The 15979-nt window shown below is 30.4% G+C and carries 20 protein-coding genes and 1 pseudogene; 7 read left to right on the forward strand and 14 right to left on the reverse strand.

Annotated features, from left to right (window positions below; all coding sequences use genetic code 11):
• Nucleotides 1–190 precede the first annotated feature (190 nt).
• The 3 genes and pseudogenes from KTC94_RS05240 to KTC94_RS05250 form a co-directional block, all read right to left on the reverse strand.
• Nucleotides 191–580, reverse strand: a pseudogene (locus tag KTC94_RS05240) (VOC family protein).
• A gap of 500 nt (nucleotides 581–1080) precedes the next feature.
• Complete coding sequence (locus KTC94_RS05245; protein ID WP_220320031.1) at nucleotides 1081–1602, reverse strand: DUF3189 family protein; 522 nt, start codon at nucleotides 1600–1602, stop codon at nucleotides 1081–1083.
• Between the two features lie 240 nt (nucleotides 1603–1842).
• Entirely contained in the window at nucleotides 1843–2598 is a 756-nt protein-coding gene (locus KTC94_RS05250) for a PHP domain-containing protein (RefSeq protein ID WP_220287062.1), read from the reverse strand.
• A 408-nt stretch (nucleotides 2599–3006) separates the two neighbouring features.
• Between KTC94_RS05250 and KTC94_RS05255 the strand changes: the two genes are divergently transcribed.
• Both KTC94_RS05255 and KTC94_RS05260 read left to right on the forward strand, forming a co-directional pair.
• Nucleotides 3007–3159 (forward strand): hypothetical protein, encoded by a 153-nt coding sequence (locus tag KTC94_RS05255; protein WP_258876426.1) that lies wholly within the window; start codon nucleotides 3007–3009, stop codon nucleotides 3157–3159.
• Nucleotides 3160–3164: 5 nt separating this feature from the next.
• Nucleotides 3165–3557 carry a shikimate kinase gene (locus KTC94_RS05260; protein WP_253198219.1) on the forward strand — a complete coding sequence of 131 codons (393 nt, stop codon included), beginning with the start codon at nucleotides 3165–3167 and terminating at the stop codon, nucleotides 3555–3557.
• Between the two features lie 304 nt (nucleotides 3558–3861).
• Here KTC94_RS05260 and KTC94_RS05265 read toward each other — a convergent pair whose 3' ends face one another.
• Together KTC94_RS05265 and KTC94_RS05270 are read right to left on the reverse strand one after the other, a co-directional pair.
• Nucleotides 3862–5559 carry an ABC transporter ATP-binding protein gene (locus KTC94_RS05265; protein WP_216303627.1) on the reverse strand — a complete coding sequence of 566 codons (1698 nt, stop codon included), beginning with the start codon at nucleotides 5557–5559 and terminating at the stop codon, nucleotides 3862–3864.
• Nucleotides 5560–5579: 20 nt separating this feature from the next.
• Nucleotides 5580–6641, reverse strand: a complete 1062-nt coding sequence (locus KTC94_RS05270; RefSeq protein ID WP_220320030.1) for a helix-turn-helix transcriptional regulator — start codon at nucleotides 6639–6641, stop codon at nucleotides 5580–5582.
• Nucleotides 6642–6911: 270 nt separating this feature from the next.
• On the opposite strand from KTC94_RS05270, the gene KTC94_RS05275 reads away from it, so the two are divergent.
• The 3 genes from KTC94_RS05275 to KTC94_RS05285 are packed head-to-tail and all read left to right on the forward strand — an operon-like array spanning nucleotide 6912 to nucleotide 7857.
• Entirely contained in the window at nucleotides 6912–7217 is a 306-nt protein-coding gene (locus KTC94_RS05275; protein ID WP_165414625.1) for a PadR family transcriptional regulator, read from the forward strand.
• Complete coding sequence (locus KTC94_RS05280) at nucleotides 7214–7669, forward strand: hypothetical protein (protein WP_220320029.1); 456 nt, start codon at nucleotides 7214–7216, stop codon at nucleotides 7667–7669. Before KTC94_RS05275 ends, KTC94_RS05280 begins: the two co-directional genes overlap by 4 nt.
• Nucleotides 7670–7677: 8 nt before the next feature.
• Nucleotides 7678–7857 carry a hypothetical protein gene (locus KTC94_RS05285; protein WP_220320028.1) on the forward strand — a complete coding sequence of 60 codons (180 nt, stop codon included), beginning with the start codon at nucleotides 7678–7680 and terminating at the stop codon, nucleotides 7855–7857.
• Between the two features lie 97 nt (nucleotides 7858–7954).
• Here the strand turns inward: KTC94_RS05285 and KTC94_RS05290 are convergent, their stop codons facing one another.
• Nucleotides 7955–8425, reverse strand: a complete 471-nt coding sequence (locus KTC94_RS05290; RefSeq protein ID WP_220320081.1) for a recombinase family protein — start codon at nucleotides 8423–8425, stop codon at nucleotides 7955–7957.
• A 365-nt stretch (nucleotides 8426–8790) separates the two neighbouring features.
• On the opposite strand from KTC94_RS05290, the gene KTC94_RS05295 reads away from it, so the two are divergent.
• Nucleotides 8791–9024: a GNAT family N-acetyltransferase gene (locus KTC94_RS05295; protein WP_220287057.1), complete on the forward strand. Its 234-nt coding sequence runs from the start codon at nucleotides 8791–8793 to the stop codon at nucleotides 9022–9024.
• 28 nt (nucleotides 9025–9052) lie between these two features.
• Here the strand turns inward: KTC94_RS05295 and KTC94_RS05300 are convergent, their stop codons facing one another.
• From KTC94_RS05300 to KTC94_RS05330, 7 genes are all read right to left on the reverse strand, one after another.
• Entirely contained in the window at nucleotides 9053–9265 is a 213-nt protein-coding gene (locus KTC94_RS05300; protein WP_220320027.1) for a DUF3006 domain-containing protein, read from the reverse strand.
• A 274-nt stretch (nucleotides 9266–9539) separates the two neighbouring features.
• Entirely contained in the window at nucleotides 9540–10061 is a 522-nt protein-coding gene (locus tag KTC94_RS17725; protein WP_369811897.1) for a ComEC/Rec2 family competence protein, read from the reverse strand.
• A gap of 237 nt (nucleotides 10062–10298) precedes the next feature.
• Nucleotides 10299–10907, reverse strand: a complete 609-nt coding sequence (locus KTC94_RS05310) for a class I SAM-dependent methyltransferase (RefSeq protein ID WP_220287053.1) — start codon at nucleotides 10905–10907, stop codon at nucleotides 10299–10301.
• Between the two features lie 235 nt (nucleotides 10908–11142).
• Complete coding sequence (locus tag KTC94_RS05315) at nucleotides 11143–11436, reverse strand: hypothetical protein (protein WP_220287052.1); 294 nt, start codon at nucleotides 11434–11436, stop codon at nucleotides 11143–11145.
• A 235-nt stretch (nucleotides 11437–11671) separates the two neighbouring features.
• Complete coding sequence (gene def / locus KTC94_RS05320; RefSeq protein ID WP_220286668.1) at nucleotides 11672–12121, reverse strand: peptide deformylase; 450 nt, start codon at nucleotides 12119–12121, stop codon at nucleotides 11672–11674.
• Nucleotides 12122–12358, reverse strand: coding sequence for a helix-turn-helix transcriptional regulator (locus KTC94_RS05325; RefSeq protein ID WP_220286667.1), 237 nt, complete (start codon nucleotides 12356–12358; stop codon nucleotides 12122–12124).
• A 478-nt stretch (nucleotides 12359–12836) separates the two neighbouring features.
• A complete protein-coding gene (locus KTC94_RS05330) occupies nucleotides 12837–13724 on the reverse strand; it encodes an acyl-CoA thioester hydrolase/BAAT C-terminal domain-containing protein (protein ID WP_258280764.1) in 888 nt (295 codons plus the stop codon).
• 417 nt (nucleotides 13725–14141) lie between these two features.
• Between KTC94_RS05330 and KTC94_RS05335 the strand changes: the two genes are divergently transcribed.
• The gene (locus tag KTC94_RS05335; RefSeq protein ID WP_258280716.1) at nucleotides 14142–14639 is read left to right on the forward strand and encodes a hypothetical protein; all 498 of its coding nucleotides are present in this window, start codon (nucleotides 14142–14144) and stop codon (nucleotides 14637–14639) included.
• A 645-nt stretch (nucleotides 14640–15284) separates the two neighbouring features.
• On the opposite strand, the gene KTC94_RS05340 is transcribed toward KTC94_RS05335, so the two are convergent.
• A complete protein-coding gene (locus KTC94_RS05340) occupies nucleotides 15285–15971 on the reverse strand; it encodes a class I SAM-dependent methyltransferase (protein ID WP_220320026.1) in 687 nt (228 codons plus the stop codon).
• Nucleotides 15972–15979 lie beyond the last annotated feature (8 nt).

The raw sequence follows: 15979 nt of genomic DNA on the forward strand, positions 1-15979 counted from the left end.
TAATTTTCTTATAAAACGTCACAACTAATAAAACCGAATAATATTTAAAAATACTGTAAAATTCAAATGAATTTTGCAGTATTTTTACGTCGTCTTTTTATACTGTTGCGACGCAAATCATTTATTTAATTATACTATTATTACCGTTCGTGGTTGTTGGACAATAACATAATAATGTTAAATATCAGCCTTATTCTGTTATCTCTATTCGATTTCCATCATGGTCTAAAATGCAACTCTCATAGTAACCATCTCCAGTATAACGTGGCTCACTTACTACCATGTAACCTGATTTTCTTAATGTATCAGTAAGTCTATTAACCTTTTCGACACTCCCTACAGAAAAAGCAATATGAATTAAGCCAATATATTGACTAATAGCATCATTTAAATTGGAAGGAATTGTCGTCATCTGCATAATTTCAAGTCAAGCACCTGATTCAAATTTAATAAAATATGATTCGAAATGTTTTTTTATATTAGTATATTTATCACCAGCAATGCCATCAAAATAATCCACATAAAATTTCTTTAATTTTTCAATATCTTTAGTCCATATAGCTACATGTTCGATTTTCATATTAACACATCCTTAATCCTATATTTTAGACAAACCGCCCTTGCGGGGTTCCAGAATGTGTATTATTTAATGAATTATTATCAACATATTCTTCTTCCAACCATTTGTATATAGTAGTAATTATAGCATGAATATATTTATAATATACAAGGAAAAGGCAATTAATATATAAACCTACATAAAAACATTATGTCGTGAAAGATCCGTATTACGTAGCAACTGATAAAAGATGTTCTTTGTTTATTAAATAGTGTGATATTTAAAAAATATATTATAATTAACCAAAATATAAATCAGAATTGGTAAAACGAAAAAGGAGAATAGTTATGCTTGAATACAGATTTGATACGCAGTTGTTAATTGAATGATAAAATCTTTCAGATGATAGAATAAACGAGTATATTACAAAAAGCATTAAACTCAGTATCAATTACTTTCCCGTTTTGAAATAAAAAGTTACATCAGCTTTTAGTTGATGTAACCCGTATAATAGTTAAAAATCATTTTTTCTTAAATTCCTTATTATCTAAAATAATAACCCCTGACTTATCTTCCTTTGCTGCCTTTGCTGCCTCCTTTGTGTGATTTACAAGTTTTATAACGTCCTGGTATGATTGTTTTGCTCCCTTTACAAGCAAGGGCACTCCTATAAAATCAATTTTTAGCCATCTAGAAAATAATCCACCAAAGGTCATTGGTAATGGAACAGTTGGTGACGTATTGGAAAATATAATTTTTTCATTTAATAGATTTTGTTTATGAAGCATAGATGCTAAATTATATAATCCAGGAATTAAAACCTTTGAACGTCCCCTACCTACAACATAGACTTTGTTACCATCCTCATCACTTCCATAATAAAAAAGTTCTCCACGATTTCCATATACTAACTTATTAAAGTTAGGTAATTCCAATATTTCATCCTTAGTCGGTTCTCGGGTTTCATCTAGCATTTTTAAGTGATAAGCGATTGCTAAAATAGATGAGTGGGTTCCTCCATAACAATTATATATGTATATCATTTAAATCACCTTATTTCTTATTTTTTAGCTTTGTTTTAATAAATGTAGTATATGCATTAAACATTGATATTAACCATTGATATTAAACATTCTTTGAACACACTTTCTCTAATGCCTTAAATGTTTCTACAATTCTTTATACATAAAATAAATATAATATATTGCAACGAAAAAAAAGGTAGCTCTTACAGACTCTAAGAGTAATTGTCGAAATGGAAATAAAGTTTAATCTAGCCACACTTAATATCTTAATAATTTCATTGATCTATGTGCACTTCCATCAGCATTAACAATATCATCATCTGTAAGACCTGCCTCAACTGCAATATTATAAGCTTTACCAAAATACCCTACATCCTCCGATTTGTGTGCATCACTTCCCAATGAAAATTTAACACCCATATTCTTTAACTTTTTTATTGTTTCAATATCCATATTCTTATGACTTCTGTTAATTTCCAAAGCAGTATTCCTTTCAACAGCAACCTTTCCAATTTCGATAATATCTGGATTAACATGCTCTAAAGGATGATTTAATATTGCAATTTCATATTTTTTAATGGCATTAATCGCAGCTTCTGTATAATTCCTCAATAAAAATGGATTTTGCACTGCTCCAGGATGATAACCCACACAAATTATATCCAGGTAATCAATTACTTCATCTTTAATATCTATATCACCTTTTTTAGTAACAATATTACATTCTACGCCAAGAAGAATCTTAAAGTCATTCTCCTTCAATAATGAACTCTTATTAATATCGTCAATTGATTTGCGTAATTTTTCATATTGATTTAGTTTCATCCCGAAGGTAATATGTTTATAACCATGGTCTGTTATAGCAATTTCTTTTAATCCTCTTTTTATTCCAGCTTTAACATTTGATTCAATACTTCCTTTTGCATGTTCTCCCAAAATAATATTAAATAAGGGAATATGTCCCTTTGCAATATTAGTATGAGTATGATAGTCTGCAATAATCTTAAAACTCATTTTATCTCCTCCATGGTTTAATATCTTTTAATTAAGCGCTTCATTATCAAATTGAAAAGCTTCTTGTATCCACATATGTAATTTCCCTATGGCATGTTTATCATCCAGTTTTAGTTTGCCCATATTACTGGATAATACTTACCTCAATTTTGTTAATTATGCGATAAAAGCTATCACCTTAAGTATATACTTAAATGATGATAGCTACGAAAATTGCTCAATTTCTGAAACGAGCTATTGAACGATGCGGCGTTATCTCTACTATGGGGATTCAATCTTTCTCCTCTTTCTGAAATAAAATCTTTTTATTTTTATTCGAAGTTAAAATAGGATAATTAACCATATATTTATGTTGCAACCGTAAAATATTGCGAAGTAATGTTTATATTTGAGAAAAGAGGTGTTGTTTTGAAATTAGTATTTTTAATTGGCGATACTGCTGTCGGTAAAATGACAGTTGGACAGGAACTGGCCAAAATTACGGATTTTCGGTTATTCCATAATCATATAATTATTGAACCTGTAATAGGACATTTGGATATTTTTACAGAAAAGCAATAACACGAATGAGGGATGTTATTTTTGAGGAATTTGCGAATTCTGACTGTTACGGATTAATTTTCACATATATGTGGGCATTTGACCAGCAATCCGATTGGAATTATGTAGAACATGTCTGTGACATTTTTAAAAAACATAGTGCAGATATATATTATGTGGAACTTGTTGCACCTCAATCTATCAGACTACAAAGGAATGCTACTGAAAATCGTTTGAAGCACAAAGCAACAAAAAGAGATGTTGAAATGTCAACCCAAAGACTCATTAATGATGACAACAACTATCGTTGTGTCAGCAATGATGGCGAAATTCCATTTGAAAATTATATAAAAATCGATAATTCCACTCTTCCAGCAGAAATGGTTGCAAAGATGATAAAAGAACGATTTGACTTATAATATATTAGAATACAAATATTAGTTATACATCGCAACAGGAAGACATATTACGAATTAAAAAAAGTGGTGGAATAAAACCAACTGGATTGGTATGCTACCAGTTTTAATGGGAGTAATTTATTACCTATATATATGAGAAGTGCAGGTAAATAGCTATAGTACAAAGATTTATCTTATGTACTATACCTATTTATCATCACTCTTATGAAAAAGAAAAAAGGCATTGCTGCCGTTTGTGGCTGTTGGACAATAACCTTTTTTCCTGAACTTTCGTCCTACTGGCATTCGCTTTCTCCACATACTTTCACTTGTCATCTTCCTTTGTAACATTATAAAGACTAAAAAAGTATCCTTTTTTCTGTGTTAATTCATCAAAACTACCTATCTCCTCTATCCTTCCATTGTTGACTACTATTATCCCATCATACATTCTGAGTACTTCATCAACAAGTTTGTGTGTAACTACCATACACGTCAATTCATTAATACCTAAAATTGATTTTTCTATATTATAAGCTGTCTCATTATCAAGTGATGATGTTGCTTCGTCAAGTACAAGGATTGGAGTGTTTTTAATCAATGCCCTAGCAATAGCCACCCTCTGCTTTTCTCCACCTGATAGATTACAACCATTTTCACCAACATTACTATCGAGTCCACCAGAAAGTCTACCTACTAATTCTTCAAGTCCTGAAAGCTTTACCGCCCTTTTAATATCCCCCTCACCATATTCCTTAAATAACGCAATATTTTCTCCTATACTATTATCAAACATAAATACATTTTGATGTATTACCGTAATCAACTTATACAAATCACTAACTTTAATCTCTCTATTATCAACTCCATCAATTTTTATAGCTCCCTCAAAATTCTCATAATACCTTAAAAACAATTTGATTATAGTAGATTTACCGCTTCCACTTCCCCCAACAATTGCATATTTACTACCTTTTTTAATATTCAAAGATACACGATCTAGCGCCTTCCGTTCTTCACTGTAGCAGAAATTTACATTTTCAAAGGTTATTCCCCTTTCAAAACTTAACTTATCAATCCCACTATCGCGATTTTGATTTTCACCTACAAATTTCACTAGCTTCTCACCGATTAATTTAACTGCTTTAACCTTGTTTAATCTTGTTGACACTGCAACAAGCGGCCCAACTATATTATTCATCAATTGAACTGTAGCAATCATTGCACCCACTGTTAACTCACCCTTAATAACAAAATAAGTTCCCAGTCCCATTGCTGTAAAAAACATTAAAAATCCACCTATTTCAGATAAACCATCAACAAAAGCACTAAGCAGTAAATACTTATATTTTGAATTTTCAACCCTATAATTTGATATTTTATATTCATCTTGAATTTTGTCCTCAATATTAAAACTTTTTATCACTTCAAATCCTGAAAACATATCCTTAACCTTTGTTGTAAATATACCTAGGTTATCAGAATATATATTTTTGCTTTTTCCTAATTTTTTTCCAAACGCCATAGGAATTATAATAGTAACTGCCCCAACAACAAAAACACCAATTGTAATATAAACATTCATTTTTATTATAGCAAAAGTAGCAATTCCAAAGGATATAGCGTTATAAATAATCTGAAGAATGTTTATAAAATAATCCTGCTCAACAATATTAATATCATTTGTAATCAAAGAAATATATTTCGCACTATTTTCTTCATTAAAGCTTTTTAAATTTTGCCCAAGTATTTTACCAAATACATCATTTTTTAATGATACCAACGTTTTCTTAATATACAAAGCTTCCAAAAACTTTCTTGTATAACCTATAGCAAATGTTGCTACCACATAACATAGAGAAAATACCAAAGCTGTCTTTAATTCACTCACCGTACCCTTTGTTCCTATATCAACAATTGATTTTAATATAAAAGCAAGATACACATTTGCTACTGCTGTAAGTGCAATCATAAAAATATTTACAGAAAGTAGACCCTTAAATTTGAAAAAATACCTCTTCATTTTATTCCCCCCCCAACTATTTATAATTTAAATGTTTTCTTCAAAAACTCAATAGACTCTCTTAAAGTATCCTTATTAACAACATAATAGGTCTTTTGCGCTCTTTTTTCAGATTTAACTAATTTTACACTTGCCAAATAATTCATATGATATGACACTGTGGCCATGGAAATCCCATATTTATTAGCTATTTCCTGACTATAGACTTCTCCATCCATAAGATAATTTAGTATATTAAACCTTGTTTTATCACACAAATTTTTAAATATGTTGATATTTTTTTCAAATTCATTTTCTCCAATTAATCGTTTTGTTGTTGCTTCAAAATCCCTCCCCAAGAACATATATAATTTTTTATCTGATTCATGAAAAGCACAACTTATTGAATTAAAAAAAATAGTATTAACGTATATTTCCTCATAATCATCAAATTTTAAAAATACATCCTTGAAGTTTCCAAGTATTTTCTCTAAAAATTTAATTCCGTCGTTATTTATATTTTCTTCAACATAATTATTAAATACTTGTATTGATTTTTCATATTTCTCCATGGTCTGTTCATATTGAGAGATATATCCCTCAATAAACTGCATAAATTCTCTTACCCATTTGTCACTATTATTAATAAGTTTTAGTAGCTTCCACTTCATGTTATCATCCACTTTTAAAGATTCTATTAAGTCTAATATTTTGATATCACTTTGCAGTATCTCATTAATCTTTTCCTTAGAAGCAGCATCCTCCTTGAATTCTCCCATAGATTTAATCGCTTCATATTTAATTTGCTGACCATTCAACTTTCTTATAAAATTTATAAGTTCCTCCTTATCAGAGCAGCCCCATATATCTGAGTTCTTATCTATTGGATAATTTAATGGTGACTCTTCTTTAAAATATACCTCTAAAAGCTCAATATTTTTATTAACTATCTTAGATAGTGCTTTTACGGCTCTTTCTACATCTTTGTTGACCTCTGCTTCAAACTTTGAATGCATCTCCCTGTGGCAATCATTCAATACCCAGGATATACTATCAAACAAATCAAGTAATACACCTTGCCTTTTATCAAAAATTATCTTCATTTTATCCCCTCATTCTTCATATTTGTATCTAAGCATCACTTAGAATGTCATCTAAATACATTTTAGACAATTCTCTATATAATGTCAATATAATTTCGATATATATTTGAATGTAATTTATATATCCATCTAATTACTAAACAGAGCAGAAATTAATGTAATCACACGGTTACTACATATTAATATTGACAAATAGGTTTTTGTGGTTTACTATTACGTTACGTGATATACCATGCAACATAATAAGTTATAGGAGATGAACAAAGAATAATGAGCTCAATTGAACGATTTTCAGAACCTACATTATTTATTTTAATTAGTTTAGCAGAGAGTAACAAACATGGTTATGCGATCATGGAAGATATCGAAATTTCATACAATATTAAAATTGGACCAGGTACATTATATGGTGCTATTAGTCGTATTGAAAAACTAAAGTTCATTGAGAGTGTTCCCTCAAAAGACAGGAGAAAACCTTATCAAATTACTCCTGAAGGCAGAGAATATTTACAAGGAAAATTGAGAGAAATGGAGAATGTTACAAACTTAGGTTTTAAGAGGTTAGGTATGATATGAAATGGGTTATTCATCTATATCCTAAAAAGTGGAGAGAACGTTATGAAGATGAGTTTTTATATATTTTAGAGAAAAGGAAGCTCTCTTTCAAAGAAATAATTGATGTATTTGTTAATGCAATGGATGCACGACTTTTAAATTTAGTGGAGGTGATTATAAGTATGGGTAATAATATAAGTGATATCATGCTTAAATCTGTTTTTAAGCGTTCATTAATAATTGGTTCAATAGTTTTATTAGGGGTGATCAGTGGATATTGGGTTGGCGAAAAAACTCCTTCTTTTTTTGAATTATCTCCTAAAATGATTCTTCTAATTGGAGTTGGCTTAGGGATTTTTGTAGGTTATGTAGCTGGAGTGGTAAGAGGAATCATGCGTGTCATAAAAGTAACGCAAAAAGAAGATGTGTTCTTACCAACTGGCAAATTAAAGTTTGATAAAATAGAAAGGTGATGGCGAATTTGAAACAAATAAGGATATTTAATAATACCAATAAATTTTGTTTAGTAACAGAAGTAAATGATTTTCTCAAAAATAATAAAGTGAAAATTAATGACATTCAATATAGTTCAAATGGGGGCAGTCTTATGTTTTCAACTCAATATTCTGTTATGATTATTATTGAAGAAGATGACTTGTAAAGTTAAGACAGATTTTGAAAGTATTGCGTTTTTAATCTTGCTGAGGATTACCGTATTTTTTACAAGTAAAGTAATCTAGTGCGGTAGATAAATAAATTTAAAATACAGGCCATAAGCTATAAAGAGATCCCCCTGAAGTTATATCTAAAAAATAACCATCGTATCCAAGATATTGAGAATGCTTATATGTCATATAATTTATTATAATACCCAACATAAAGATTAATTTAGTATAATGTTTTCTACTTTTATTAATTTTATTAAGACAATATAATGTATACGTAAGAAGCAAAAAATGAATGATTGTTTTTGTATCAATATTCTCTTTAAGACTAACAAGTTCTACACCTTTAATTTTTAGTTGTTCAACAATATTAAGTAAATCCTTGGTGCTTCTTTCGAGTCTACTTATACTTTCTATATAAAGAGTATCACCATCCCTAACGTACTCCATCATTTTTTTATACCCTGCTCTTTCAGTATCTTTGCCACTAACTTTTTCAATAAAATATCTATTAATTTTAAATTCACACAGTGCTATTTCTTGTCTATCTGTATGCTGTTCAATTGATGAAACTCATATGTATGCAATATTTTACATATAAATAACCTCTTTCTAAGACAATATTTATTAAAATAATACAGGATATGTTTGAAAATATCAATTGTTTAATATGAACGTTCAAAAATGCAAAAGCTAAATATATTGAACGCTCTATATACTGTTTAAAAAGGTACACCTTTACGGAGAGCAATTCGTTTTAACATCAAACTATAGTTTCTATTTAAATTATGAAATGTATACAGATAGGCTGTATTGGTTTGTAAAAATAGTATTTAATGGTATTATATTTCTAGTGATTAAGTCGCAACTGTAGGAAATTGCGAATTATAGATTATTCATATATAACATAGTGAAAGGGGTATATAGGTATGAAAACACCCACATTAGAAACGGATAGATTAATATTACGGCCATTTTGTATGGAAGATGCACAGGAAGTATTTGAGTGTTGGGAAAGTGATCCTGAGGTAGCAAAATATATGTTTTGGACCAGTCATAATGATATAAACAAAACTGTTAACTGGGTGAAAAAAGAATTAAGCAAAATAGATTCTGATGATTGGTACAGATGGGCAATTTACTCAAAAATTTCGGGGTTTTAGGCGTAGAACCCCAAATTAAAATCATTCTTTATTCCCATAAATATTCAGTTAATTTTTGGATTTCTTTACGTCTTTTTTCAGTTTCATTTATATCAATAGTAATCGTATTATTATTGATAATTAGTACATCGCCTTCTTTAGCTTGAGAAGGTAATGTAATCCTTTTAATATCTATCATAGTTCTATCTTCTTTTTCACATACTGCATAAAGCCCCTCAAATCTATCAATAATTATTTTCATAAATTATATCCTCCTCTTATTGTGGTGGATTACATTTACTGCATGGAGTTAATCCTTTTGATTTTGCATCACTTAAGCTTATTGAAATTTTACTTTTACTTAAGGAGGAACATCCATCTACATGATACTTACTTCCAGTTTTAGTAGTATACACAGTTGTATTTTGATTTTGACTTGTTGTAACTGTTGGATTAGGAGTTGATACTGCCTTGCTGGTTGATGTATTACTAGATGATGAACTACTTGTAGAAGTGGCCCCATTATAACTACCTGGTTACACATTAAAACTTACATTGGTACCGTTAGAAGTAGCAACCACCGTGCCGTCTTCATCAGTTCTATAAACTGGTATATTTTTAGCTTTTAATCTGTTCATAGTTGATTGTGTAGGATGTCCATAGCTATTTCCTTTGCCCACACTTACAACACCATATTTAGGATTTACCTTATCTAAAAAACTTTGTCCTGTAGAAGATTTACTTCCATGGTGACCTATTTTAAGTACTGTTGCCGATAAATCTAACCCTTTTGATAACATTTGACTTTCTGATTCAGCTTCTGCATCTCCGGTTAATAAAAAGGACGTATTTCCGAAAGTGACTTTTGCAACTATAGAGTAATCATTTGGATCTTCATATCCTGTTCCATTAGGTGCTAATATAGTAACAGTCGCATCACCTATTTTAAATGTACTGCCTACTGATGGAACTGTTAATTTCAGTCCTTTATTATTGACTGCACTTCCAAAACTTTTAAAAGTATTAGGGTGTTTTTGCCTATCCCGCCAAAAAGGTATATTAGTAGATTATATAGAAAAAAAGCAGCAATGCCTTTTAAAGTTGATGAACAATATAAGAATAATGAGACTTATCTGCAAACAAGATTTTGATCCTAATCTTACCAATGTCTTTTTCCTTATAACCAACCCTTTTCTCTGCAATATTCTTTATCTTGATGACCATCCGAATAGCTACTCATAAGATTTCTAAATATCCTAAACAATATTTTTGTTTTTAATGGGATATAAACTTTTTTATTTTTTTACTATATAATCAATATATCCCTGAGTTATCATTTTGCCTTCATATATTCTTTCCAAGGTTCTATTCTCTTTCAATAGTATATTCATATCACTAAAATATTGGTCACCTTCATTTATATCAAAATATGAATGAAGGACTTTTTCACCATCTTCATCTTCAAGGAATTCATTTTCACCAGCTTTTTCACCCTTTTCAAATCCAAAGTTATTCAGTGAAAGAAAATTAATGAAGCATAAGCCATTAGGTTTAAGTACTCTTTTAATTTCATTGACTGCAAGGGCTATATCTTGTTTTTTCATATGAAAGATTGAATTATAGGAATATACAAAGGAAATTGAATTATCTTCGAAGGGTAGGTGTCTCATATCACCTTTGGCGATATTTAGTATCATTTCGTGAAGTAGTTCAAATTCTTTGGATTTTTGGACTTGGGTATCATCTAGTTCTATTCCATAGGTCTCATATCCAAATTCATGAAAAAGTCCTAGGGGTGGGCAGTTTCCTCCTGCTCCACAATCTAACACCGTTTTTTCTAAGGAAATATCCTGGCAATGTTTTAAGAATTTGTAAAGTTCAGTTTGTCTGTACACAATGTTCATGAAATTACCCCCTAATAATTAAATTTAATTCATATTTGTAATGATACAGTAATAATACATTAATTATAAGTCTTAATGTATCTTAAAGTCTGTGCTTTTGAAGAATGGTTAAATATATCCATAAGTAATTCTAATGAAGATCCATTTTGATATGCATGGTATCCAGCCAAAGTGAAAGTAACACAATTACTATTGTGTTACTTTCGCTAATCCAATCCATTTTACAAATTTGAGTTTATTTTATTATAAATTCAAAAATTGAAAACACTAAAGCAAGTATCGCAGCCAATAAATGACTTTTAGCAACCTCTTTATTTTTCTTCCAATACTGAATGGCTTGAATTAACATTGACACACCCAACAATGGAACAAATACACCTGTTTCAATTTTCCAAACACCTAAAATCTGCGTACATACAAATATTATTATGCTTATAGAACAAATATTGCTAAGTACAGACAGCACTTTTTCATCTGTTTGTTTTTTACTCCATTGTTTTTGACTCCAGCTACCTCTCACTTTTCCCATTGTACCTCCCATATGATTAATTATTATTTTATTATCTAAGACGCAATAATCTACGATTATGACATAGATGTTTAGCTAATTATACTATTTTTACCTAATTATATATATAAATTAAAATTGGTTTTGTTAATTATATGATAAATTAAATAGTATATTATTAGGAATTCAAAAACATAAAAGTCGTGAAAGATAACTTTCACGTCATTTGTGTTATAAGTTCGTTTATTGATTTGCATTACTTTATATATTCAGTAATTAGATCAGTAAAAAGAATACCTTCTAAATGGTCTATTTCATGGCAAAAACATTTTGCTAAATCTCCTGTGCCAGTCACTATAATTTCCTCTCCATTCTCATTCAACGCTTGTACCGTTACCTTTGCAGGTCTTTTTAACTTCCCTAATCTATTTGGAATGCTTAAACATCCTTCTACAACTTCTTGAATACCTTCCGACTTAATTATCTTTGGATTAACTAATTTTATAAGTCCTTGACCCATATCTACTACAATTAATCTCTTTAGTATGCCTACCTGTGGAGACGCCAACCCTCCACCTTTTGAATTATACATAGTATCTGCCATATCATTTAGAATAAGCCGTATTTTATCGTCTATTACTTCAACTAATCTGCTTTTTTTTCTCAATATTTCATCATCAAAAAATCTAATTTGTCTTAATGCCATTTAAACTACCCCTCTACTTTGCTGTGCTCTAGATTTTCTTTCACTTTCTTCAAAAAGAAAAACATCCTCTATGGAACTGCGAAATGTTTTACAAATATCATAGGCTAACCATATAGACGGCTCAAATTTTGCTGTTTCAATAGAATTAATTGCTTGTCTTGATACACCCACAAGTTCTCCTAATTGTTGTTGCGTTAATCCAAAAGATTCACGAAATTGTTTTATTTTATTTTTCATTAGTACCACCTTTGTAAGGTTAACCTTACATTGCTAATATAGCATTATTTTACTATTATGTCAATTTAACACTATGTATAGAATTACATTAAATTATATATAAGAAAAGCAAAATAGGGTTCGTTAATATTGGGGTAAAAAGAATAGTTTATATTATGGTATCAAAAAAACACAATGTCGTGAAATAATTAATTTAACGACATTTGTTATGTACCTATATATAGCCTAGAGCTTCATTCATTCTTTTTCCATATGCACTAAGCAACTATTTCACTGCATAAAAGGTGTCTAATTGAGAATATGCACTCCATTTATGCACTTTTTAACAATTTATCCATGCTCTAAACTCTATACCATTTTAATAATATTTAGTACATAGTATAAGAAAGAGACGACATAACTGAATCTAAACTTATGTTATCTCTTATCTCAACTCTACAAATTGGAATTTTGTAGAATTCACATTTTGTTCATTGATTTACCATTCACATAAAAATGACAAAATCTGCTGTACACTGTCCTTTCTGGCGTTTGCACACTCTTTCGGATATTTTTGCTCAGCTTCAATAGCCCTTCTAATAAATAGTTTTTTTAATGGATTTACTATAGGTATATTTCCAAGTAGATGACTTGCCTTTTCGTAAACAATGCTTTTTACTCTATATGGATAATTTGATTTTAATAGCACGGTTTCCATTCTTGGAACGGCTTCATCAGCTGGCCAACAATCATCATTTTGCGCAGCAAGCATCAATATATCGGCTTTTATATTCTCAACCTTTATACGTGAGGAAGGTATTGGCGGATTTATGTCATAAATATAACGCATAGCTCGCCGCAGAGTGTACTTTTTATTTTTATGGGCTTGATGCAATAAAGTAAAAAGGCCCTTATCCAAAAGCGTACTGGAAGTAAAAGCAATGTCTTTTCCACCGTATGTATAGGTCGACTTATGTGTTCTTCTGAATTTCTTGTCTGCCCCCTCCATTACATGGTCAAACGGCGAAATTGCAATAACGCAACTAATTTCCGGAAAAAGCGATGCGCATAACAAAGCATATCCTGCACTAGTGGATGTTCCGATAATGGCTATTTTTTTAATTTTTTGTTCTTGGTACGAAAGCGACCACTTTATCGCTTTATGTACATATTCCACCGGAATGCCATGCATTTCTTTTGGGAGTCCGCTCCATTTATAAAAACCAAGGACAAGAACAGAGTATCCTTGTTCAACTAAAAATGAAGCCGATGCTTGCGCCCGTTTTGATCCGACCCCTGCACCACTCATGAAAATTATGGATTTTTCCAAATATTTATTGCCTTTATAAAATGTTCCGCAAAATCCGTCTTTATCTAAAGAAAACATCTGCACAATCAACACCTCCTTGATGTTCAGAAAATATAAATAATCTGCAGTTTAAATTCCAATTTGTATGCTTATTATATAAATAATCTTTACTTCGTCCTTGATTACAAATACGAATTAACTTATATGCTTAATTATACTATATATAACATATATTTCATACGAGAATTTTACAGTTCTAAGCGATAAAAAGCATACAACATAACGAATGTTATCTTGAATGGGTATTTCTCTAAGTGTCACATATGGACTTGGTGAAATATCTAAACGTACAGAGAAAAAGAAGTTGAAAGGTACTTGCACCTTTCAACTTAAATGAAATTTAACTAACTATGGCTGATTAATGGTGGGGATTTATCCAAATTATTGTAGTATGCACCCTTGTACTGTATAATTATGATATAAAACACACGAGGAGTGATTGCAATAGGTATATTTAGTAAGAAAAATAAAAACAGAAGTATAACTTTATCTTTAGTGGATGGAATAGACGGATATAGCAAAGAAACTTTGGTAAGTTTAACTATAGATAATGACAAACAATGTTTAACAATTAACGCAAGAGTATTTAAAAACCCACCTATACACCTAATGTTAGAACAAATAACAGGAGTACAACGTATTTCAAAAAGTAATATAATCCAAAAAAATAAAAGTACTGTCGGTAGAGCTGCAGTAGGTGGAGTATTATTAGGGCCGCTAGGCGCTATTGTAGGTGGTATGAGTGGAATAGGCGATAAACATACTACGGAAACTAAATATTACATGGTAATAAACTATAAATCTCAAAGTAGAGATGTAAAAGTGTTAAGTTTTAAGATGGTTGGTTTTAGTAATTGGCCCAGTTTTATAAAAGAGCTTAAAAGTAAGATAAATACTCAACACATGGAAGATACTACAGAAGTATACTTGTAAATATCATGACACTTAGGAAACTAGGCGTTATTTTTTTATACAAAATGAAGTGATCAAAATTGAAGAAGTAAGATGTCCTAAATGTAACCAACTGCTTTTAAAAGCTGATTACATTAAGGGGTTCTACGCCCAAAACCTGTTATTGTTTGGCGCAATAGGTTCTCAAAAATCTTCTTTAAAAATTCCACACATCTTTCATTTAAACGTTGATCTAATGCTTGATTAGAAATAACTATTCCTATTTTTGCACTAAGCTTTGTACATAAGGTAACAAGTGTATTATTCGCAACCTCTGCATCCATAAAACAGCATAAGCAAACGAATTCCCACGTATTAATTTTACCTTTTCTTCTATCATTTGTAAAATACCCCCATCAATGTGTTTTTATTATCATTCAAATAATAACATTTTTACAAATGGAGGTCTTTATTTTTATAGAATTTTCTTAGCTTGATGGCTATGGGGTACGGCGACGATTCGTGCAAAAAACAGCCACAAGACAGCATTTTGCCTTTTAAATGAACTGTAAAGCAAAAATGAAACTACTATTTTGTGGCTGTTATGACGTACTATAAGAAAATTGTTATTATTAAATTCTATTTAATAGCTTAGATAAATTCGAATTTATCAACTTCGTGGTATGCTCATTTTGTGCGTTGAGCTTGAATTATGCAATAACGCTGAGTGTCGCCTGCCACAGGAAGTAAATCATATGGATTTTCTGCCCATACAACTTCTGCTACAACTGTTGATATAATATTTTCAAAGCCTGCATTTTTTAAATCATTAACCAAATATTCTTCAACCAAGCCTCTTTCAAGGCTTTTGCTTTGGGCAAGCTCAAAGCTTTTACTGTCTTTTTCAATATAATTGCCTTGAATGACAATTTTGCCATTAGGTTTAAGTATTCGATATAATTCTTTTGCAACCTTATCATTCTCGGGAATATTTCCAAATGCGGCTAATGAGGCAATATAATCAAAGCTTTTATCCTTTATTGACATATATTTGCCGTCGCTTGCTATATAGAATACTCTATGATCATCTGTTTGCTTTAATTTTCTAGTCCACATTAATATGCGTTTATCTATATCAGTACAAACAATAGAGAAATTTTTATTATTTGCGTTGAGCATTTTTTGAAGCATGCAGCCCATTCCCGTAGAAAGATCACAAACTATGCCTGAAAAGCCTTCAATCAAGCTGTCCATGTGCTCACTCAGCATTTTTTCTGCCTCAAGTGTTTCTTTGTTTTTATGTACATTGTAATCTTTAATACAGGCATTATCATTATCTTTCTGTTTTGTGGCTTCAATATCGTTTTCAATCATATCATCCG

Origin of the sequence: Clostridium sp. CM028 (assembly GCF_030585565.1) — a bacterium.
Classification (GTDB): domain Bacteria; phylum Bacillota; class Clostridia; order Clostridiales; family Clostridiaceae; genus Clostridium_AD; species Clostridium_AD estertheticum_B.

Coding starts and splice junctions, on each gene's coding strand:
- KTC94_RS05245 (WP_220320031.1), bottom strand. CDS start 1,602: ATGATATACATATATAATTGTTATGGAGGAACCCACTCATCTATTTTA.
- KTC94_RS05250 (WP_220287062.1), bottom strand. CDS start 2,598: ATGAGTTTTAAGATTATTGCAGACTATCATACTCATACTAATATTGCA.
- KTC94_RS05260 (WP_253198219.1), top strand. CDS start 3,165: ATGAGGGATGTTATTTTTGAGGAATTTGCGAATTCTGACTGTTACGGA.
- KTC94_RS05265 (WP_216303627.1), bottom strand. CDS start 5,559: ATGAAGAGGTATTTTTTCAAATTTAAGGGTCTACTTTCTGTAAATATT.
- KTC94_RS05270 (WP_220320030.1), bottom strand. CDS start 6,641: ATGAAGATAATTTTTGATAAAAGGCAAGGTGTATTACTTGATTTGTTT.
- KTC94_RS05275 (WP_165414625.1), top strand. CDS start 6,912: ATGAGCTCAATTGAACGATTTTCAGAACCTACATTATTTATTTTAATT.
- KTC94_RS05280 (WP_220320029.1), top strand. CDS start 7,214: ATGAAATGGGTTATTCATCTATATCCTAAAAAGTGGAGAGAACGTTAT.
- KTC94_RS05295 (WP_220287057.1), top strand. CDS start 8,791: ATGAAAACACCCACATTAGAAACGGATAGATTAATATTACGGCCATTT.
- KTC94_RS05300 (WP_220320027.1), bottom strand. CDS start 9,265: ATGAAAATAATTATTGATAGATTTGAGGGGCTTTATGCAGTATGTGAA.
- KTC94_RS05310 (WP_220287053.1), bottom strand. CDS start 10,907: ATGAACATTGTGTACAGACAAACTGAACTTTACAAATTCTTAAAACAT.
- KTC94_RS05315 (WP_220287052.1), bottom strand. CDS start 11,436: ATGGGAAAAGTGAGAGGTAGCTGGAGTCAAAAACAATGGAGTAAAAAA.
- def (WP_220286668.1), bottom strand. CDS start 12,121: ATGGCATTAAGACAAATTAGATTTTTTGATGATGAAATATTGAGAAAA.
- KTC94_RS05325 (WP_220286667.1), bottom strand. CDS start 12,358: ATGAAAAATAAAATAAAACAATTTCGTGAATCTTTTGGATTAACGCAA.
- KTC94_RS05330 (WP_258280764.1), bottom strand. CDS start 13,724: ATGTTTTCTTTAGATAAAGACGGATTTTGCGGAACATTTTATAAAGGC.
- KTC94_RS05340 (WP_220320026.1), bottom strand. CDS start 15,971: ATGATTGAAAACGATATTGAAGCCACAAAACAGAAAGATAATGATAAT.